We start from the raw sequence: 14,494 nt of genomic DNA, 5'->3' as shown, positions 1-14,494 counted from the left end.
GTACGGCTGGTGAGGTGGGCCCATGGACTTTGTGATGTTGGTCGGGGTGGGGCTGCTCACCGGGGCGACGACGGTGCTGTTCGGCTTCGGTGGCGGGTTCGTCGCGGTGCCGGTCGTGGTGTGGGCGGACGCCGTGCTCGGCGCGGACGCGATGCGGGTGGCGACGGCCACCTCGGCCCTGGTGATGGTGGTGAACGCGGGGGTAGCGACGGCCGTCACCCCGCGGCGCGTGCTCCGTATGCTGCGCGGCAGCGGCGGGCTGTGCGCCCTGCTGGCGGCGGGCGCCGCGGTCGGCGCGTTCGCCACTCGCCTCGCCCCCGCCGGCCTGGCCCGCTGGGCGTTCGTCGGCTATGTCGCGCTCACCATCGTCGACCTGCTGCTGCGCCCCGGCTTTCTGCGCCCGCACCCGCGGGCCGCGACGGCCCGCGACGCGCCGCGTCCGCTGCCGGTCGCCCTCGGCGCGCCGATCGGGGCCGTCGCCGCGTTCCTCGGTGTGGGCGGCAGCGTCATGACCGTTCCGGCGATGCGGCGGGCCGGGCACCCCATGCGGGTGGCGACCTCGCTGGCCAATCCGCTCACTCTCGCCATCGCGCTCCCGGCCACGGCGGTATCGCTCTGCGTGGCGGCACTCCCGGCCGCCACGGACGCTCACGTGCACTTGGCGGGTCTGCTCGACTACCGCGCCGCCTCCGCGCTGCTCCTCGGCGCCCTGCCGGTCATCGCGGTGCTGCGACGGCGCCCGCCACGGATACCCGACCGCGCCCACGCGTGGGCCTACGTCGGGTTGCTCACCCTGGTGGCGATCGTGATGCTGCTGGTCTCCTGAGAGCCTGTGCCACATCCCCGGCCGGGCGGCGGGCGCACGTCTCAAGGTTCCTGTCGCCAGCCGGTGCCGTCGGGGCACGGGGCGGGCGCCGGGCCGAAGGCGAAGCCGAGGAAATGCTTCAGCGCGGGCGTCCAGGTGGAGAAGTCGTGTCCGCCCGGTCCCGAGCAGTACCGGTGGGGGACGGTCTGCTGCTTCAGCGTCGCGTGGAGCTCGTCGTTCCACGCGTAGGGGTCCTCGCTCCGGCCGGCGTAGAGCGCCATCTTCCCCTGGTACGACCGGTACGCGTCGGGACGGCTCCGGGCGACCTGGGCCGGGTTGAACGCCGGCCAGCCGGACTGCGGTCCGAAGACCAGCTCGGTGCGCTGCAGCGCGTTGGGGTTGCCGGGGAGCAGGTACTTCCAGTAGTTCCCCGCGTCGCTGCCCGAGCCGTGCCACCAGAAGCGGGCCCCGTAGGCGGTGGTGCCTTCGTTGACGATCTGCTGGTGATCGGGGCGCCGGATGTCCGTGCCGCCGGAGAAGGCGCCGACAGCGCTGAACAGGTCGGGGTGCTGGGCCGCGTACTTCAGTGCGCCGTAGCCGCCCATGGACATGCCCGCGACGGCACGACGGCCGGACGTGGCGAAGTGCGCGTCGATCCAGGGCACCAACTGCTTGATGTGGAAGGTCTCCCACAGCGGGGTGAAGTTGCCGTAGGTGGAGCCCTGCCAGTCGGAGTAGAAGCCGACTTTGCCGCCTTCGGGCATCACGACGATGCCCTTGAAACCGGCTTTCGTGACGCTGTCGGTGACGTTGCCGCCGCCGCTCGTCCACTGCTCGTAGTCGGCGGCGCCGCCGTTGAGGAGGTAGAGCACCGGGTAGGCGGCCGACGGGTCGTAGGGCGCGGGCAGCTGGACGCGCACCCGCACGGGCCTGCGCACCGGGTCGATCTGCGGCGCCCCTGGCCCGCGCGGGGTGAAGAGCGCGCCCGTGGTGAACTCCGCCTCGCAGACGAGGCCGTCGGGCGACGGCCGCCAGTACCGCATGTCCAGGCCGTTCGCGTCACCCGCCGCGATGGCCGGGCAACTCACGGCGGCAGCCGTAGCGGCCGGAGCAGGCGTCCCGGTGAGCACCAGGGCGGCGGCCAGAGCGGTGGGCGCCGGCCATGTCCGCACGGATCTCCACCCGTGCACGAATTCTCTCCACCCCCGCATGGCCCCCACCCGTCTCGTCGATGTCCGGGAAACGCCCCGGCGCGAACGGCGTTCTCGACGCTATCGCCGCCGGGACTCCCCTACATACAGCCGCGGTTGGACATCGGCTACCGCGCTGGTTTACCCCGCCGACCCGGCCTGGCCGCTCTCCCCGGCCTGCCCGGCGCCGCTGACGAAGCCGCGGGTGACGTGCGTCCCCGACCCGGCGTTCTCCGCGCGGTAGTTGGATTCGCCCACACAGTCGCTGTACTCGTAGTTGGCCTTCGACGTGCCGCTCAGCCCTCCCCCGTCGGTGGACGTGGGTCCGCCGAAGAGCACGTCGGATCTGGGCATCTCGGCGCAGCTGGGGATCCCCGCGTAGTACTCGACGAAGCCGCCCTGGGAGCCGCGCAGGCCACCGCTGCCCGCCGGGAGCGTGTACGTGCCGAGGTGGGTCTCCTTTCCGGTGACCGTGTCCCGCGCGGTGCCGGTCCAGGTGTCGGTGCCGGAGCGTCGGACCTCGATGTCGTAGCGGTGGCCGTAGACGCCGTCGAAGTCCACCGCGCAGGTCACCCCCGGCCCGCCGTCGGCTCCCTGGTGGCAGAGCGGGTCGGTGGTGGTCGATCCGGCGACGAAGTTGGAGAAGCGGGCGGAAAGACGCTCGCTGCCACCGCTGTTCGCGCGGGGCTGGAGGCCGGTGTAGCCCACGTCCTGGGCATGGGTGAAGCCGAACTGCTGGGCGAAGTAGATGCCGCTCCGGTGTGCCGTGGCCCGGTTGACCGTCATGGGGAACGTGATGTCGCCCAGGCCGCCGGGGGGCGCGCCGGGGATCGACCAGCTGATCGACACGTTCCCGCCGCCGACCGACGCGGCCGCCGGGCCGGGGGTGGCCAACATCAGTCCGGCGGCCGCGGCCGCCGCGGCGTACCGGCGCCGGATTCCGACTGCGGTCATGTCCTGTTCCTCCTCTGTGGAAGTGCGCAGCAGTGTCCCGCCCCGCCCCCTCAGGCGCGCCATGGACTTTTCCGGCACGGGCTTGGACTCTTGCCCGCGCCTGCCGGAGGCGGAGCCTCTGCCGGAGGCGGAGGCTCCGCCGGAGGACCGGAGGAGGAGCCGGGTCGGCGATTTCCGTGCGCCCTCGCAACGGCACCGGGCGGCTCCCGCCGGGCTTCCGCGCGACCGTGCGACCCGATTCACGTGCATAACTACGCTCCGTAACATAAGAGTTGGCGCTAGATCAGCTTGGAAACTCGACCAATCTCCCCACCCCATAAGGGTAAGAACGGTCCTGAGCGGGAACGATTGACATATGAACTCGATGCCGCCCAGGACCTCGGTGGCGTCCGGCGCCGGTCATCGCACGCCACGCCACCGCAATATTGATTACTCTCCGTGAAGGGAGAGAGACACTGCTGCACTGGGAAACGGGCACCGCCGACTTCACCTTCGGCCTGCACCACCGCGTGGTGAACGGCACTGATGTCCTTGCGTTTTGGGGTGAACTGGACGCCTGGGCCGACCAGGAGCTCGCCCCCCGTGTCATGGCACTCCTCGACCGGGCCGGTCCCCGAGTCGTCACGGATCTACGAAAGGTGACCTTCATGGACGCCGGCGGCCTGCGGCTGCTGGTCCGTATCCGCAAGCAAGTCGCCCACGACCAGGGCACCTTGTGGCTCGTCCCCGGCAGCGCGCACAACTGGCGCCTGCTGCGCATCACCGCCCTCGACCGGGCGTTCACCATTCCGGCCTGCGCACCCGCCTCCTGCGCACGGCCCGGCGCCCACAGCGGGTTTCACTGACCCCGCACCGTCACGGACAGAACCGCACGCCACAACACCCCCCAGCCGTATCGGGAACACCCGGCCCCCGCATGAGACGGAACGCGCGGGGCATCCGGGAGCCATGCATCTCCCCTCCCTACGCCTCTCCTCCAGACGTCTCCCCTCGGCCACCCTTTCCGGCAAGCGCAAGGCCCGTAAGGCGGCCAAGGGCCGGGGCGTCGCCGCGGTGGCGCGCGCCGGGTTCGTCGGCCGCGGCGTCATCTATCTCCTCGTCGGCGCGCTGGCCCTGCGGATCGCCTTCTCCGACGGTGGCGGCGGCCGCCAGGCGGACCGCGGCGGCGCGATGGCGGAACTCGCGGACCGGCCGTTCGGCAACGTACTGCTCTGGCTGCTCGGCTGCGCCCTGGCGGGCATGGCGCTGTGGCGCCTCTCGGAAGCCTTCTTCGGGCAGGCCGGGCCCGACGGCGACGGCGCGGGCAAACGGGCCATGGCCGCCGTGCGCTGCGTCTTCTACGGATTCGTGTCGTACTCCGTCCTCGCCTACGCCTCGGGCGACGAGGGCAGCGGCAGCGGTGCGAGCGACCGGAACACCCAGGACGCGACGGCCAAGGTGCTCGACTGGCCCGGCGGGCAGTGGATCGTCGCCGCCGCGGGCGTCGGGGTGATCGTGGCGGGGGTCTGGATCGCCGGGCGCGCCCTCCTGCGCAAGTTTCACAAGCGGCTGCGGATGTCCGAGATGTCGCAGCGCGTACGCCGTGGTGTCGACATCCTCGGGGTCTCCGGCGGCGCGACCCGAGGCGCGGTGTTCGCCGCGGCGGGCGGCTTCGCCGTCGCCGCGGCGCTGAAGCACAAGCCCGGCGAGGCCAAGGGCATGGACAACACACTGCGCTCCTTCGCCGACACCGGTGCGGGGCCCTGGCTGCTCGTGCTGGTCGCCGTCGGCCTCGGCGCGTTCGGGCTGTTCTCGTGGGCGAACGCGCGCTGGCGCAAGTTCTGACGACCGGCCTGGCGGAGCGCGAGATCCTTCGGCGCGCCCTGTTGACAGTGGCACTCGATGCCAGGGCGCCTCTGAGCGCCGGGAAGGGCATGGGAACGCCCGATGTGTACGATGTCGTGGTGACTTCCCGCCCCAAATTGAGCATGGCCGAGCGCAAACGCCGACTCGTCTCGGACGAACTGACCGAGTCAGCGCTGCAGTTGCTCGCTCTGAAGGGGTACGACGCGGTCACCATCGACGAGATCGTGGCCGCCGCGGGCGTGTCCCGGCGGACGTTCTTCCGGTACTTCGCGTCCAAGGAAGATGTGGTCGTCCAGTTCCTGGCCGACATGGGCACCGACATACGCGCGGAGCTGGCGGCCCGCCCCGCCGGAGAGCGCCCCTCCGTCGCGTTGCTGCACGCCGTCGGAGTTCCGCTCGCCGCCTGCTCCGACGACTCCGAGCGTGCGCTGAGCGTCGTACAGCTCATTCTGCGGACCCCCGCCCTGCTGGCCCGTTTCCTGGAGCGCCAGGCACAGTGGCGCGGCGATCTGACCGAGGAGCTGGCGAGCCGTACGGGACTCGACCCCGAAGCCGAGCTGTATCCGCGGCTGGCCGCGGGGATGGCGCTGACCGCGTTCGACACGGTGCTGCAGCGGTGGAGCGGCAGCGACGGCGCCGAGGACCCGGCCGAGCTGCTCGACCGGGCTTTCGTCGTGATCACCCCGGCCCTTGACGCCGCCGAGGTGCGCTGACTCCGCCTGACGTGCGCCGTCCGCGGGTGCCGGCGCCCGGCGGCCCGGCGGCCCGGCGCCGGTTCATGAGTCTCCGAGGATGTGCGCATGGATGTTCGCCAGCTGGAGTACTTCCTCGCGATCGTCGACCACGGGGGTTTCAACCGGGCCGCGGCGGCCCTCTACCTCTCGCAGCCGTCGCTCTCCCAGGCCGTGCGTGCCCTTGAGCGTGACCTGGGCAGCAGCCTGTTCCACCGGATCGGCCGCCGCGTGGTGCTCACCGAGGCGGGCACGGCGCTGATCGAGCCGGCGCGGGCGGCCGTGCGCAGTCTGGAGACGGCGCGGGCCAGCGTCGCCGCGGTGCACGAACTGCGCGAGGGGCGCCTCGACATCGCCGCCATGCCTTCCCAGGCGGTGGAGCCACTGACCACGATGGTCCGGAGTTTCAGCGGCCGCTACCCCGGCGTCTCGGTGAACATCCGGGCCGCCTTCACACCGCGCGGCGTCATCGACATGGTGCGCACCGGGGCCGCCGAACTGGGTCTCCTCGCGACGCCCGGCCCCGTCTCCGACAAGGAGGTGATCTCCCACGCCGCGGGTGAGCAGCGCTTCGTGCTGGTCACCCCGCCCGACGGGCCTTTCGCCGAGGGCAGGGCGGTGGCCTGCGAGGAGCTGGCCGGGCAGCGGTTGATCGTCGGGCAGCGGGGCACGGGGATGCGCGCGTACGTCGACGGGCTCCGCGCGAGCGGGATCGACTTCACGATCGCGGCGGAGACCGAGCACCGGGTGGCGATCCTGCCGCTGGTGCTCGCGGGCGTCGGGCTCGCCGTCGTCACCGAGTCCTGGCGCACGACCGCCGAGCGGGCCGGGGCGCGCGTACTGGACATCGAGCCGAGGACGACGCTGCAGATCGCTCTGGTGAGCCGCAGGGCCGAGCAGTCGCCTGCCGCTCGGACGTTCCTGACCTGCGGTCTTGCCGCCATCGGCTGCGCATAGACCCGCATGCTCGTAGGTCCGCTTGCTCATAGGTCTGCCCTATAAGGCAGATCGGCAGAGTGTCTTGGACGGTCGAGCGTCCTGATTGCTGCAATCAGGACATGACCCACCACCACATCGCACTCATCCCCGGGGACGGCATCGGGGCAGAGGTGCTGCCGCCCGCCCGGCGGGTCCTCGACGCCGTCGGCGCCCGGCACGGATTCCGCCTCTCGTACACGTCCTACGACTGGTCGTGCGAGCGCTACCTGCGTGAGGGCGCGATGATGCCCGAGGACGGCCTGGACCAGCTGCGGGACAAGGACGCCATTCTGCTCGGCGCGGTCGGCTACCCGGGCGTCCCCGACCACGTCTCGCTGTGGGGCCTGCTGATCCCCATCCGGCGCAGCTTTCGCCAGTACGTCAATCTGCGCCCGGTCCGCGTCTTCGAGGGGGTCGAAAGCCCGTTGCGCGCCGCCGCACCGGGAGAGGTCGACTTCGTGGTCGTCCGCGAGAACGTCGAGGGCGAGTACAGCGAGATCGGCGGCCGGCTCAACCGGGGCTTCCCCGAGGAAATGGCCGTGCAGGAGGCGGTGTTCACCCGCGCCGGTGTGACCCGCGTCCTCGACTACGCCTTCGATCTGGCCGGGCGGCGCGGCGCCACCCTCACCTCGGCCACCAAGTCGAACGGCATCGTGCACACCATGCCGTTCTGGGACGAGCTGGTCGCCGAGCGGGGCGCCGCCCATCCGCGGGTGGCCTGGGACCAGGAGCACATCGACGCGCTGGCCGCCAAGTTCGTCCTCGAACCCGCCCGCTTCGACGTGGTGGTCGCCTCCAACCTCTTCGGTGACATCCTCAGCGACCTGGCCGCCGCCGTGGCCGGCTCCATCGGGATCGCCCCGGCCGCCAACCTCAACCCGGAGCGGGAGTACCCCTCCATGTTCGAGCCGGTGCACGGCTCCGCCCCCGACATCGCGGGGCGCGGCATCGCCAACCCCCTCGGCGCGATCTGGTCGGCCGCGCTGATGCTCGACCACCTCGGCCACCGGGCGGCGGCCGACGACATCACCGGCGCCATCGCCGCGGTGCTCGCCAAGACCGGTCTGCGCACCCCCGACCTCGGCGGCGGCGCCACCACCGCCGAGTTCACCGAGAAGCTCCTCGAACTGCTCTGACCCACGCAAGGCCAGGACCCGAGGCCGCACCGCGTCCCGGCTGCATCCACGTTGCTCGACGAGGAGAGACGCCATGGCAGCAACCGAGTCCACCACCCCTGCCGCGCCCCCGCCCGCACCGCCGTCCAGGCCCTGGTACAAACAGCTGTACTTCTGGGTCCTGGCCGCGATCGTCGCAGGCGTCCTGACCGGCTGGCTCCGGCCCTCCGTGGGCGTCGCCCTGGAACCGGTCGGCACCACCTTCGTCTCCGCCATCAAGATGCTGATCACCCCGATCGTCTTCCTGACGATCGTGGCCGGCATCGGCGGTGTCGACAGCCTGCGCCGGGTGGGCAGGGTCGGCCTCAAATCCCTGCTCTACTTCCAGGCGGGGACTCTGGCCGCGCTCGCCGTCGGGCTGATCGCGGTCAACGTCTTCCGGCCCGGCGCCGGGGTCCACGCCCACCCCGGCGACCTCCAGCTCTCCGGTGACGCCGCGCAGTACGTGAAGGACGGCGAGAACCAGAGCTGGTGGCACTTCCTCACCGACATCGTGCCCTCCAGCGCGGTCGGCGCGTTCGCCGAGGGCAACATCCTGCAAGTCATCTTCTTCGCCGTCCTGTTCGGCATCGCACTGAAGGCCGTGGGGCCCGTGGGCGCGCCCCTCGTCGACGGAGTGAACCGGCTCAGCACGGTCGTCTTCAAGATCCTGCATTACGTCATGCTCGCCGCCCCCGTCGGCGCGTTCGGCGCCATGGCGTACACCATCGGCAAGTACGGGATCTCGACGCTCACCAGCCTCGGCCGACTGATCGGCCTGTTCTACGGCACGTCGCTGTTCTTCGTCGTGGTCGTCCTCGGCGGCGTCCTGGCCCTGCTGCGGATCAACATCTTCCGGCTCCTCGGCCATCTGCGCGAGGAGTTCCTCATCGTCCTCGGCACCTCGTCGTCCGAGAGCGTGCTGCCCCGGGTGATGTCCAAGCTGGAGGGCCTCGGCGTGCGCCGGGACATCGTCGGCCTGACCGTGCCGACCGGCTACTCCTTCAACCTCGACGGCAGTTCCATCTATCTCTCCCTGGCCGCCGTCTACATCGCCCAGGCCACCGACACGCCGCTCTCCATCGGCCAGCAGCTCGGTCTGCTCGCCGTCATGATCCTCACCTCCAAGGGGTCGGGCGGCATCACGGGCGCCGGCTTCATCGCCCTGGCGGCCACCCTCTCCACCGTCGGCACCGTGCCCGCCGCGGGCATCATGCTCGTCTTCGGGATCGACAAGTTCATGTCCGAGTGCCGCGCCCTCACCAACCTCGCAGGCAACAGCGTGGCCACTCTCGTCGTCGCCCGCTGGGAGCGCGTGCTCGACACGGCACGCGTCAACAGGGTCCTGCACACCGGGGTCCCGGAGCCGGAACTCCCGGAGGCGGAACTCCCGGAGGCGGGAAGGCGTTGGCAGAACGACGCGCAGAACGCGCGGGTGGAAGCGAACGGGTAACCGAGGTGGCACGGATGGCGATGTGGGACCGGATCAAGGATCAGGCGAAGGGTCTGCAGCAGTCGCAGGGGGCGCGGGGCTCCAGCGGGCACGGCAGTCCGGGTTCCGGGTCCGGCAGGGGTTCGAAGACCCAGCTCGTGGGCGTCCTCAAGAACCAGCTCTCCTCCCTCAAGACCGAGCTCAAGAGCGGTGCCTACCGGGACGCCAGCATGGCCATGTGCGCTCTCGTCGCCGCCGCCGACGGCTCGGTCGACCCGGCCGAACGCCAGCACGTGGAGTCGCTGATCCTGCAGAACGACGTCCTGCAGAACTTCCCGCCCGAGCAGCTCAGGCAGCGGTTCAACAAGCACGTCGACCAGCTGGCGGCCAACTTCCAGCACGGCAAGACCGAGGCCATGCAGGAGATCGCCAAGGCGGCGAAGAAGCAGACGGAGGCCAAGGCCGTCGTCCAGACCGGCTTCGTCGTCGCGGGAGCGGACGGGTACATCGCTCCGGCCGAGGAGCAGGTCCTGCGGGAGGCGTGCACGGCCCTCGGCGTCTCCCCGCAGGAGTTCGGCCTCTGATCGGGTGACGCCTCGCCGCGTCGAAACGTTCGGCCCTGGACCGGTTCCGGTCCAGGGCCGAACGTTTCAACGGGCCGCGTCCGCCCGGATGTTCCTCACCGCCTGCCGCCGAACTCCCAGTCGTGCACCTCGATGTCGGCGTACCGGCCCGCGGTCAGCACGGCCCGCGCCGTGTCCGGGTCCGGCGCGCAGAGCAGCGCCGCCGTACCCAGCCAGTCGGCGCCGTCGTCGGACAGGAGCGGCCCGTACGCGATCAGCCCGTCCTGCCCCGTCGGCACCTCCAGGTCGGCGGCGGGCCCGGAGCCGAGGCCGAGCACCAGATACCGGTTGCCGCCGGTCCGGCCGCCGGGGAAGTCCCACATGGTGCGCCCCAGCGCGTTGTTCCACCGGCGCAGCAGCACGTCCCGGTACACGCCCGCCTGGTAGTTCGGTTACGATCTGCTCGAACGACTCCAGGGACGGATTGACCTCGGGCACGAGGCGCAGCGACGCCACGGACTTCATGGCCGTGCCGGCGGCGGTCATGGGCTTCTCCCATGCGGTGCTGTCGCCGAGCACGGCCACCTCGCCCGCGGGCAGCCCCTCGGCGGTGCCGCAGGCGGTGGCGAGCGCGCCGGCCGCGGTGGCCAGGAGCAGGGTGCGGCGCTCCATCGAGGGGTGACGACTAGAAGGGTGACGACTACCTGACATGGATGACTCCCTCAGGTGTGCCTCAGCCCGTTGTTAGCGTTAACACGGGCGTCTTGGAGCTTCACCTCGGGCCCGCACGATGTCAATGGGTCGCGGGCCGTTCGCGCGTCGACTGCCCTGATTTCAGGGGGTGTTGAGGCTGTTGAGGTCAGAACGGCTTGGTGGGCAGGTACTTGCCGTCCAGGGTGATCACCGCGCGCTCGCCGCCTTCGGGGTCGGCGACCTTCCGCACGTCGAGCCTGAAGTTGATCGCGCTGATGATGCCGTCGCCGAATTCCTCGTGGACCAGGGCCTTCAGCGTGGTGCCGTAGACCTGGAGCATCTCGTAGAAGCGGTAGATCGTCGGGTCGGTCGGTATGGCGCCGGGGATCGAGCCGCGGGTCGGGATCGTCTGCAGCAGGGTCGCGGCATCGCCGTCCAGGCCGAGCAGTTCGGCGACGGCCTGCGCGGCGGGCGCGGGCAGGGCGTGCTGGCCGAGGACGGCCGCGGTGACGAAGGCGACGGAGAGGCCCGCCGTGTCGGCGATCCGCTGCCAGGACAGGTCCTCGCGGACCTTGGCCTCGACGGCGCGGACGGCGAGGTCCTGACGGGCGGTGGGGTCGAACTGGGCATGGATCATGGGGGTGGTGTCCTTTCGGGGAGAGCGGGTCAGGGGAGAGCAGGTCAGGGGACGGAGGGTTCAGGCGGCCGGGGTGAGGGTCTCGACGGAGCCGATGGGGATGTCGTAGACCCAGCCGTGCAGCGTCAGGGCGCCGCGGGCCAGGGCTCCGGCCACCGAGGGGTGGGTGGTCAGGCGGGTCAGCTGGGCGAGGACGTTCTCCCGCACCAGGTCGGCCACGCGCGCCGCGCCGGTCGTGGAGCCGGTCGTGCCGGCCACGGCGGCGTCCGCGTGGCGCAGCCAGTCCGCGACGGCGGGCGCGCCGCTCAGGTCGTGGCCCTCGGCGAGGGCCGTCATCGCGCCGCAGGACGAATGGCCGCACACCACGATGTCGGTGACGCCGAGGACCGCCACCGCGTACTCGATGCTCGCGGCCGTACCGTCGGGGTACGGCGTGTGGGCCGGTACGAGATTGCCCGCGGTGCGCACGACGAACAGTTCGCCGGGTTCGCGCTGGGTGATCAGTTCGGGTACGACGCGGGCGTCGGAACAGCTGATGAACAGCGTGTCCGGCGCGTGGCGGGCGGCCAGCTCCGCGAACAGCCCGGCCTTGGCCGGGAAGACGTCCCGTTGGAAGCTCCGCACTCCCGCCGCGAGGTCTCGCATGGTCACTCCCTTCGACAGAGGGTCGGCCGGCGTGGGGCGGTCGGGCCCGGACGGCGCGGCGAACACCGTGGTCCGACGGGGATCCACCCCGTCGGGCTGACGAGTTCCACCGTGCATGACGTGCACCTATAGAGTCCAAGACGTGGTTTCCATGACTTCTATCGATGGCATCTATAGTCGGTTCATGGCCCCTGAACTGCGTCATCTGCGCTATCTGCTCGCCGTCGCCGCGCACGGCAACTTCACGCGGGCGGCCGAGGAGCTGCACATCTCGCAGCCGACGCTCTCCCAGCAGATCCGCCAGCTGGAGCGTGCGATCGGCGTCCCTCTCCTGGACCGCGGCGGCCGCGCGGTGCGGCTCACCGACGCCGGGGCCGCCTACCTGCCGTACGCGCGGCGCGCCGTGCAGGACCTGGCGGCCGCCGAGCGCGCCGTGCACGACGTGACCGATCTGTCCCGCGGCACTCTGCGCCTTGCCGTGACGCCGACGTTCACCGCCTACCTGGTCGGGCCGCTCACCGCGCTGCTGCACTCCCGCCACCCCGGGATCGCCGTGCGCCTGAAAGAGCTTCCACAGGAGCGCATCGAGCCCGCCCTGCTCGCCGACGAGCTCGACCTCGGCATCGCCTTCCACGGTCCGCATCTGCCGGGACTGGCCGCCATGGACCTGTTCACCGAGGCGCTCAGCCTCGTGGTGGGCGACCGCCACCCGGAGGCGAGACGCACCACTCCCCTGCCGCTCGACGAGCTGGCGCGGCTTCGGCTCGCGCTGCTCAGCGGCGACTTCGCCACCCGCGTGCACATCGACGCCCACCTGAGCCGGTACGGGGTGCGGCCGGACGTCGCCGTGGAGGCCACCTCGATCAACGCCCTCACCGAGATCGTCCGGCACACTCCGCTGGCCACGGTCCTGCCCGACGCCCTCACCCGCGACCGCCCCGACCTGCACACCGTCCCGCTCGCCCCAGCCCTGCCGGCCCGAACGGTCACGCTTCTGCACCGCGAGATCGGCTACCGGAGCGCCGCCGCGCGGGCCTTCACCGAGCTGGCCGTTGAGTGGTCCACCGAGCTGGCCCTTGAGTGGTCCCAGGCGCAACTTGCGCCCCACGAACATCAATTGAAGGGTTGACGGAGTCCAGACAATCAGTAAGGTCTAGGCCAATGAGTCGACCGAGGCGCCCGGTTGCCTCTTCCCCCTCACCCCCCACCCCCAGAGGGAGCAGAGATGCATGCGAAGCGGAAACTGGCGGCGGTCATCGGAGCGGGCATCGCGCCCGTCCTCGCCCTGACCTGCGTCTCCCCGGCCGGCGCCCACGGCTATGTCTCCTCACCGCCGAGCCGTCAGGCCCAGTGCGCGGCCGGGACCGTGGCCTGCGGCGAGATCACCCACGAGCCGCAGAGCGTCGAAGGGCCCAAAGGCCAGACGACCTGCAGCGCGGGCAACGAACGGTTCGCCGAGCTCGACGACGACAGCAAGGGCTGGCAGGTCACCGACGTCGGCTCGGCCCAGGAGTTCAGCTGGAAGCTGACGGCGCGTCACTCCACCAGCACCTGGCAGTACTTCGCCGGCGGCAACAAGATCGCCGAAGTCGACGACGGGGGCGCCAAGCCCGGTGAGACCGTCACGCACAAGGTCGACTTCGGCGGGCTCACCGGCAAGCAGAAGATCCTCGCCGTGTGGAACATCGCGGACACCTCCAACGCGTTCTACGCCTGTATCGACGTGAACATCAAAGGCTGAGGCCGGCCGCGCGGACTGAGCCCGCGGCCCAGCCTCAAGGTGGTCCCCCCACATACGCCACCTCGCCCGTACCGCCGGACCCGTCACGGTCCGGCGGTACGGGCGTTTCTGGTACTCCCATCTGGTACTCCCAAGAATTTCGACCCCTCTTTGTTTGACCGCGCTCCGGCAGGACACCCGAACAGCGGGAGCGGCCGATCATTACGTCGCCGCCCCTGGTATTCAAAGACTTGTGTTTCTGATGTCGATTGGGGAGTCCTGCGTGAGCAATGAAATGTGGAACTACGTTCCGACGGCCGGTCATGGTCCGGACGCCGATCTGACCGGCTACAAGGTGGAAGCCTCGGACGGTCACATCGGCAAGGTCGACAAGCATTCCAACGAGGTCGCCAATCAGTACCTCGTCGTCGACACCGGCGTCTGGATCTTCGGCAAGGAGGTTCTGCTGCCCGCCAGCACCGTCACGGCAATCGACCATGACGACCGGCGGATCCTGGTCGCGCTCACCAAGGAACAGATCAAGAACGCACCCGAGTTCGACAAGGAAAAGCATCTGGGCGACCCCGCCTACCGCGACCAGCTCGGCGGCTATTACGGCGGATCGGGCCACTGATTCCGCCGCCCCGACGGTTTCGTCCCCGCACGGCGGCAGCATTCGCGCGCCGGTCGGTTTCACCCGACAGGCGTACACTAAAAAAGAGTTCTGAGGGTCGGAGGATCCATGATCGCACTTGGCATCATCTTGCTCGTCATCGGCATGCTGGCAGGTATCTCTATCCTCTGGACCATTGGCGTCGCACTCGTCGTCATCGGTGCGGTCCTTTGGGTGCTCGGAGCAGTCGGACACTCGGTGGGCGGCCGCAAGCATTATTGGTAGACGTCAGCGGAGCCGTAGACGTCAGCGGAGCCTCGAAAACCAGTGACATCGATGGGCCCACCAGATATTGGTGGGCCCATCAGTCATGGGTCGGCCATGGGTCGGCCCACCAATGGACGCATATGAGTTGACCCATAAGAGTTGACGTAGCCCGTGAGAGGGGGGGGGGGGGAGTGGGGACGCCCCCCCCCCCACCCGCACACCGCCCCAAACGCGGCCAAGGGGCTGTCGTCCCCCCTCAGTAGACCA

At 70.5% G+C, this 14,494-nt stretch carries 17 protein-coding genes and 1 pseudogene; 13 read left to right on the top strand and 5 right to left on the bottom strand.

All coding sequences use genetic code 11. The features are described 5' to 3' along the window. Positions 1 to 22: 22 nt before the first annotated feature. On the top strand, positions 23 to 826 hold the full coding sequence (locus tag ABZ953_RS35700; RefSeq protein ID WP_361733040.1) for a sulfite exporter TauE/SafE family protein: 804 nt from the start codon (positions 23 to 25) through the stop codon (positions 824 to 826). Positions 827 to 867: 41 nt separating this feature from the next. On the opposite strand, the gene ABZ953_RS35695 is transcribed toward ABZ953_RS35700, so the two are convergent. Continuing rightward, the gene (locus ABZ953_RS35695) at positions 868 to 1,977 is read right to left on the bottom strand and encodes an alpha/beta hydrolase-fold protein (RefSeq protein ID WP_361733038.1); all 1,110 of its coding nucleotides are present in this window, start codon (positions 1,975 to 1,977) and stop codon (positions 868 to 870) included. A gap of 159 nt (positions 1,978 to 2,136) precedes the next feature. Next, the gene (locus ABZ953_RS35690) at positions 2,137 to 2,949 is read right to left on the bottom strand and encodes a hypothetical protein (protein ID WP_361733036.1); all 813 of its coding nucleotides are present in this window, start codon (positions 2,947 to 2,949) and stop codon (positions 2,137 to 2,139) included. 425 nt (positions 2,950 to 3,374) lie between these two features. Between ABZ953_RS35690 and ABZ953_RS35685 the strand changes: the two genes are divergently transcribed. The 7 genes from ABZ953_RS35685 to ABZ953_RS35655 all read left to right on the top strand — a co-directional run bounded on the left by ABZ953_RS35685 (position 3,375) and on the right by ABZ953_RS35655 (position 9,673). Further along, on the top strand, positions 3,375 to 3,794 hold the full coding sequence (locus tag ABZ953_RS35685; protein WP_361733034.1) for an STAS domain-containing protein: 420 nt from the start codon (positions 3,375 to 3,377) through the stop codon (positions 3,792 to 3,794). A 103-nt stretch (positions 3,795 to 3,897) separates the two neighbouring features. Then, complete coding sequence (locus ABZ953_RS35680; RefSeq protein WP_361733032.1) at positions 3,898 to 4,773, top strand: DUF1206 domain-containing protein; 876 nt, start codon at positions 3,898 to 3,900, stop codon at positions 4,771 to 4,773. A gap of 89 nt (positions 4,774 to 4,862) precedes the next feature. Beyond that, positions 4,863 to 5,507, top strand: a complete 645-nt coding sequence (locus ABZ953_RS35675) for a TetR family transcriptional regulator (protein ID WP_361733030.1) — start codon at positions 4,863 to 4,865, stop codon at positions 5,505 to 5,507. 87 nt (positions 5,508 to 5,594) lie between these two features. Beyond that, a complete protein-coding gene (locus tag ABZ953_RS35670) occupies positions 5,595 to 6,482 on the top strand; it encodes a LysR family transcriptional regulator (protein WP_361733028.1) in 888 nt (295 codons plus the stop codon). 101 nt (positions 6,483 to 6,583) lie between these two features. After that, positions 6,584 to 7,639, top strand: a complete 1,056-nt coding sequence (locus ABZ953_RS35665; protein ID WP_361733026.1) for a tartrate dehydrogenase — start codon at positions 6,584 to 6,586, stop codon at positions 7,637 to 7,639. Positions 7,640 to 7,712: 73 nt separating this feature from the next. Continuing rightward, complete coding sequence (gene dctA / locus ABZ953_RS35660; protein WP_361733024.1) at positions 7,713 to 9,110, top strand: C4-dicarboxylate transporter DctA; 1,398 nt, start codon at positions 7,713 to 7,715, stop codon at positions 9,108 to 9,110. Between the two features lie 14 nt (positions 9,111 to 9,124). Next, positions 9,125 to 9,673, top strand: coding sequence for a tellurite resistance TerB family protein (locus tag ABZ953_RS35655; RefSeq protein WP_361733023.1), 549 nt, complete (start codon positions 9,125 to 9,127; stop codon positions 9,671 to 9,673). A gap of 95 nt (positions 9,674 to 9,768) precedes the next feature. Here ABZ953_RS35655 and ABZ953_RS35650 read toward each other — a convergent pair. Continuing rightward, positions 9,769 to 10,104: pseudogene (locus ABZ953_RS35650) on the bottom strand (hypothetical protein); the annotation flags it as partial. 32 nt (positions 10,105 to 10,136) lie between these two features. On the opposite strand from ABZ953_RS35650, the gene ABZ953_RS35645 reads away from it, so the two are divergent. Then, positions 10,137 to 10,334, top strand: coding sequence for a hypothetical protein (locus ABZ953_RS35645; RefSeq protein WP_361733021.1), 198 nt, complete (start codon positions 10,137 to 10,139; stop codon positions 10,332 to 10,334). 177 nt (positions 10,335 to 10,511) lie between these two features. Here the strand turns inward: ABZ953_RS35645 and cynS are convergent, their stop codons facing one another. Together cynS and ABZ953_RS35635 are read right to left on the bottom strand one after the other, a co-directional pair. Next, positions 10,512 to 10,982, bottom strand: a complete 471-nt coding sequence (gene cynS / locus ABZ953_RS35640; RefSeq protein WP_361733019.1) for a cyanase — start codon at positions 10,980 to 10,982, stop codon at positions 10,512 to 10,514. Positions 10,983 to 11,042: 60 nt separating this feature from the next. Next, positions 11,043 to 11,627, bottom strand: a complete 585-nt coding sequence (locus ABZ953_RS35635) for a carbonic anhydrase (protein WP_361733017.1) — start codon at positions 11,625 to 11,627, stop codon at positions 11,043 to 11,045. A 184-nt stretch (positions 11,628 to 11,811) separates the two neighbouring features. Here ABZ953_RS35635 and cynR point away from each other — a divergent pair, with 184 nt between their 5' ends. The 4 genes from cynR to ABZ953_RS35615 all read left to right on the top strand — a co-directional run bounded on the left by cynR (position 11,812) and on the right by ABZ953_RS35615 (position 14,245). Beyond that, positions 11,812 to 12,756: a transcriptional regulator CynR gene (gene cynR, locus ABZ953_RS35630; protein WP_361733015.1), complete on the top strand. Its 945-nt coding sequence runs from the start codon at positions 11,812 to 11,814 to the stop codon at positions 12,754 to 12,756. A 96-nt stretch (positions 12,757 to 12,852) separates the two neighbouring features. Next, on the top strand, positions 12,853 to 13,368 hold the full coding sequence (locus ABZ953_RS35625) for a lytic polysaccharide monooxygenase auxiliary activity family 9 protein (protein ID WP_361733013.1): 516 nt from the start codon (positions 12,853 to 12,855) through the stop codon (positions 13,366 to 13,368). A gap of 262 nt (positions 13,369 to 13,630) precedes the next feature. Further along, on the top strand, positions 13,631 to 13,981 hold the full coding sequence (locus ABZ953_RS35620; RefSeq protein WP_361733012.1) for a PRC-barrel domain-containing protein: 351 nt from the start codon (positions 13,631 to 13,633) through the stop codon (positions 13,979 to 13,981). A 108-nt stretch (positions 13,982 to 14,089) separates the two neighbouring features. Beyond that, positions 14,090 to 14,245: a DUF6131 family protein gene (locus ABZ953_RS35615; protein ID WP_361733010.1), complete on the top strand. Its 156-nt coding sequence runs from the start codon at positions 14,090 to 14,092 to the stop codon at positions 14,243 to 14,245. The last annotated feature ends 249 nt before the right edge of the window (positions 14,246 to 14,494 follow it).

The sequence above is a fragment of the Streptomyces sp. NPDC046465 genome (genome assembly GCF_040646035.1).
Lineage (GTDB): Bacteria > Actinomycetota > Actinomycetes > Streptomycetales > Streptomycetaceae > Streptomyces.
This window is presented reverse-complemented; position numbering and strand designations above follow the sequence as displayed.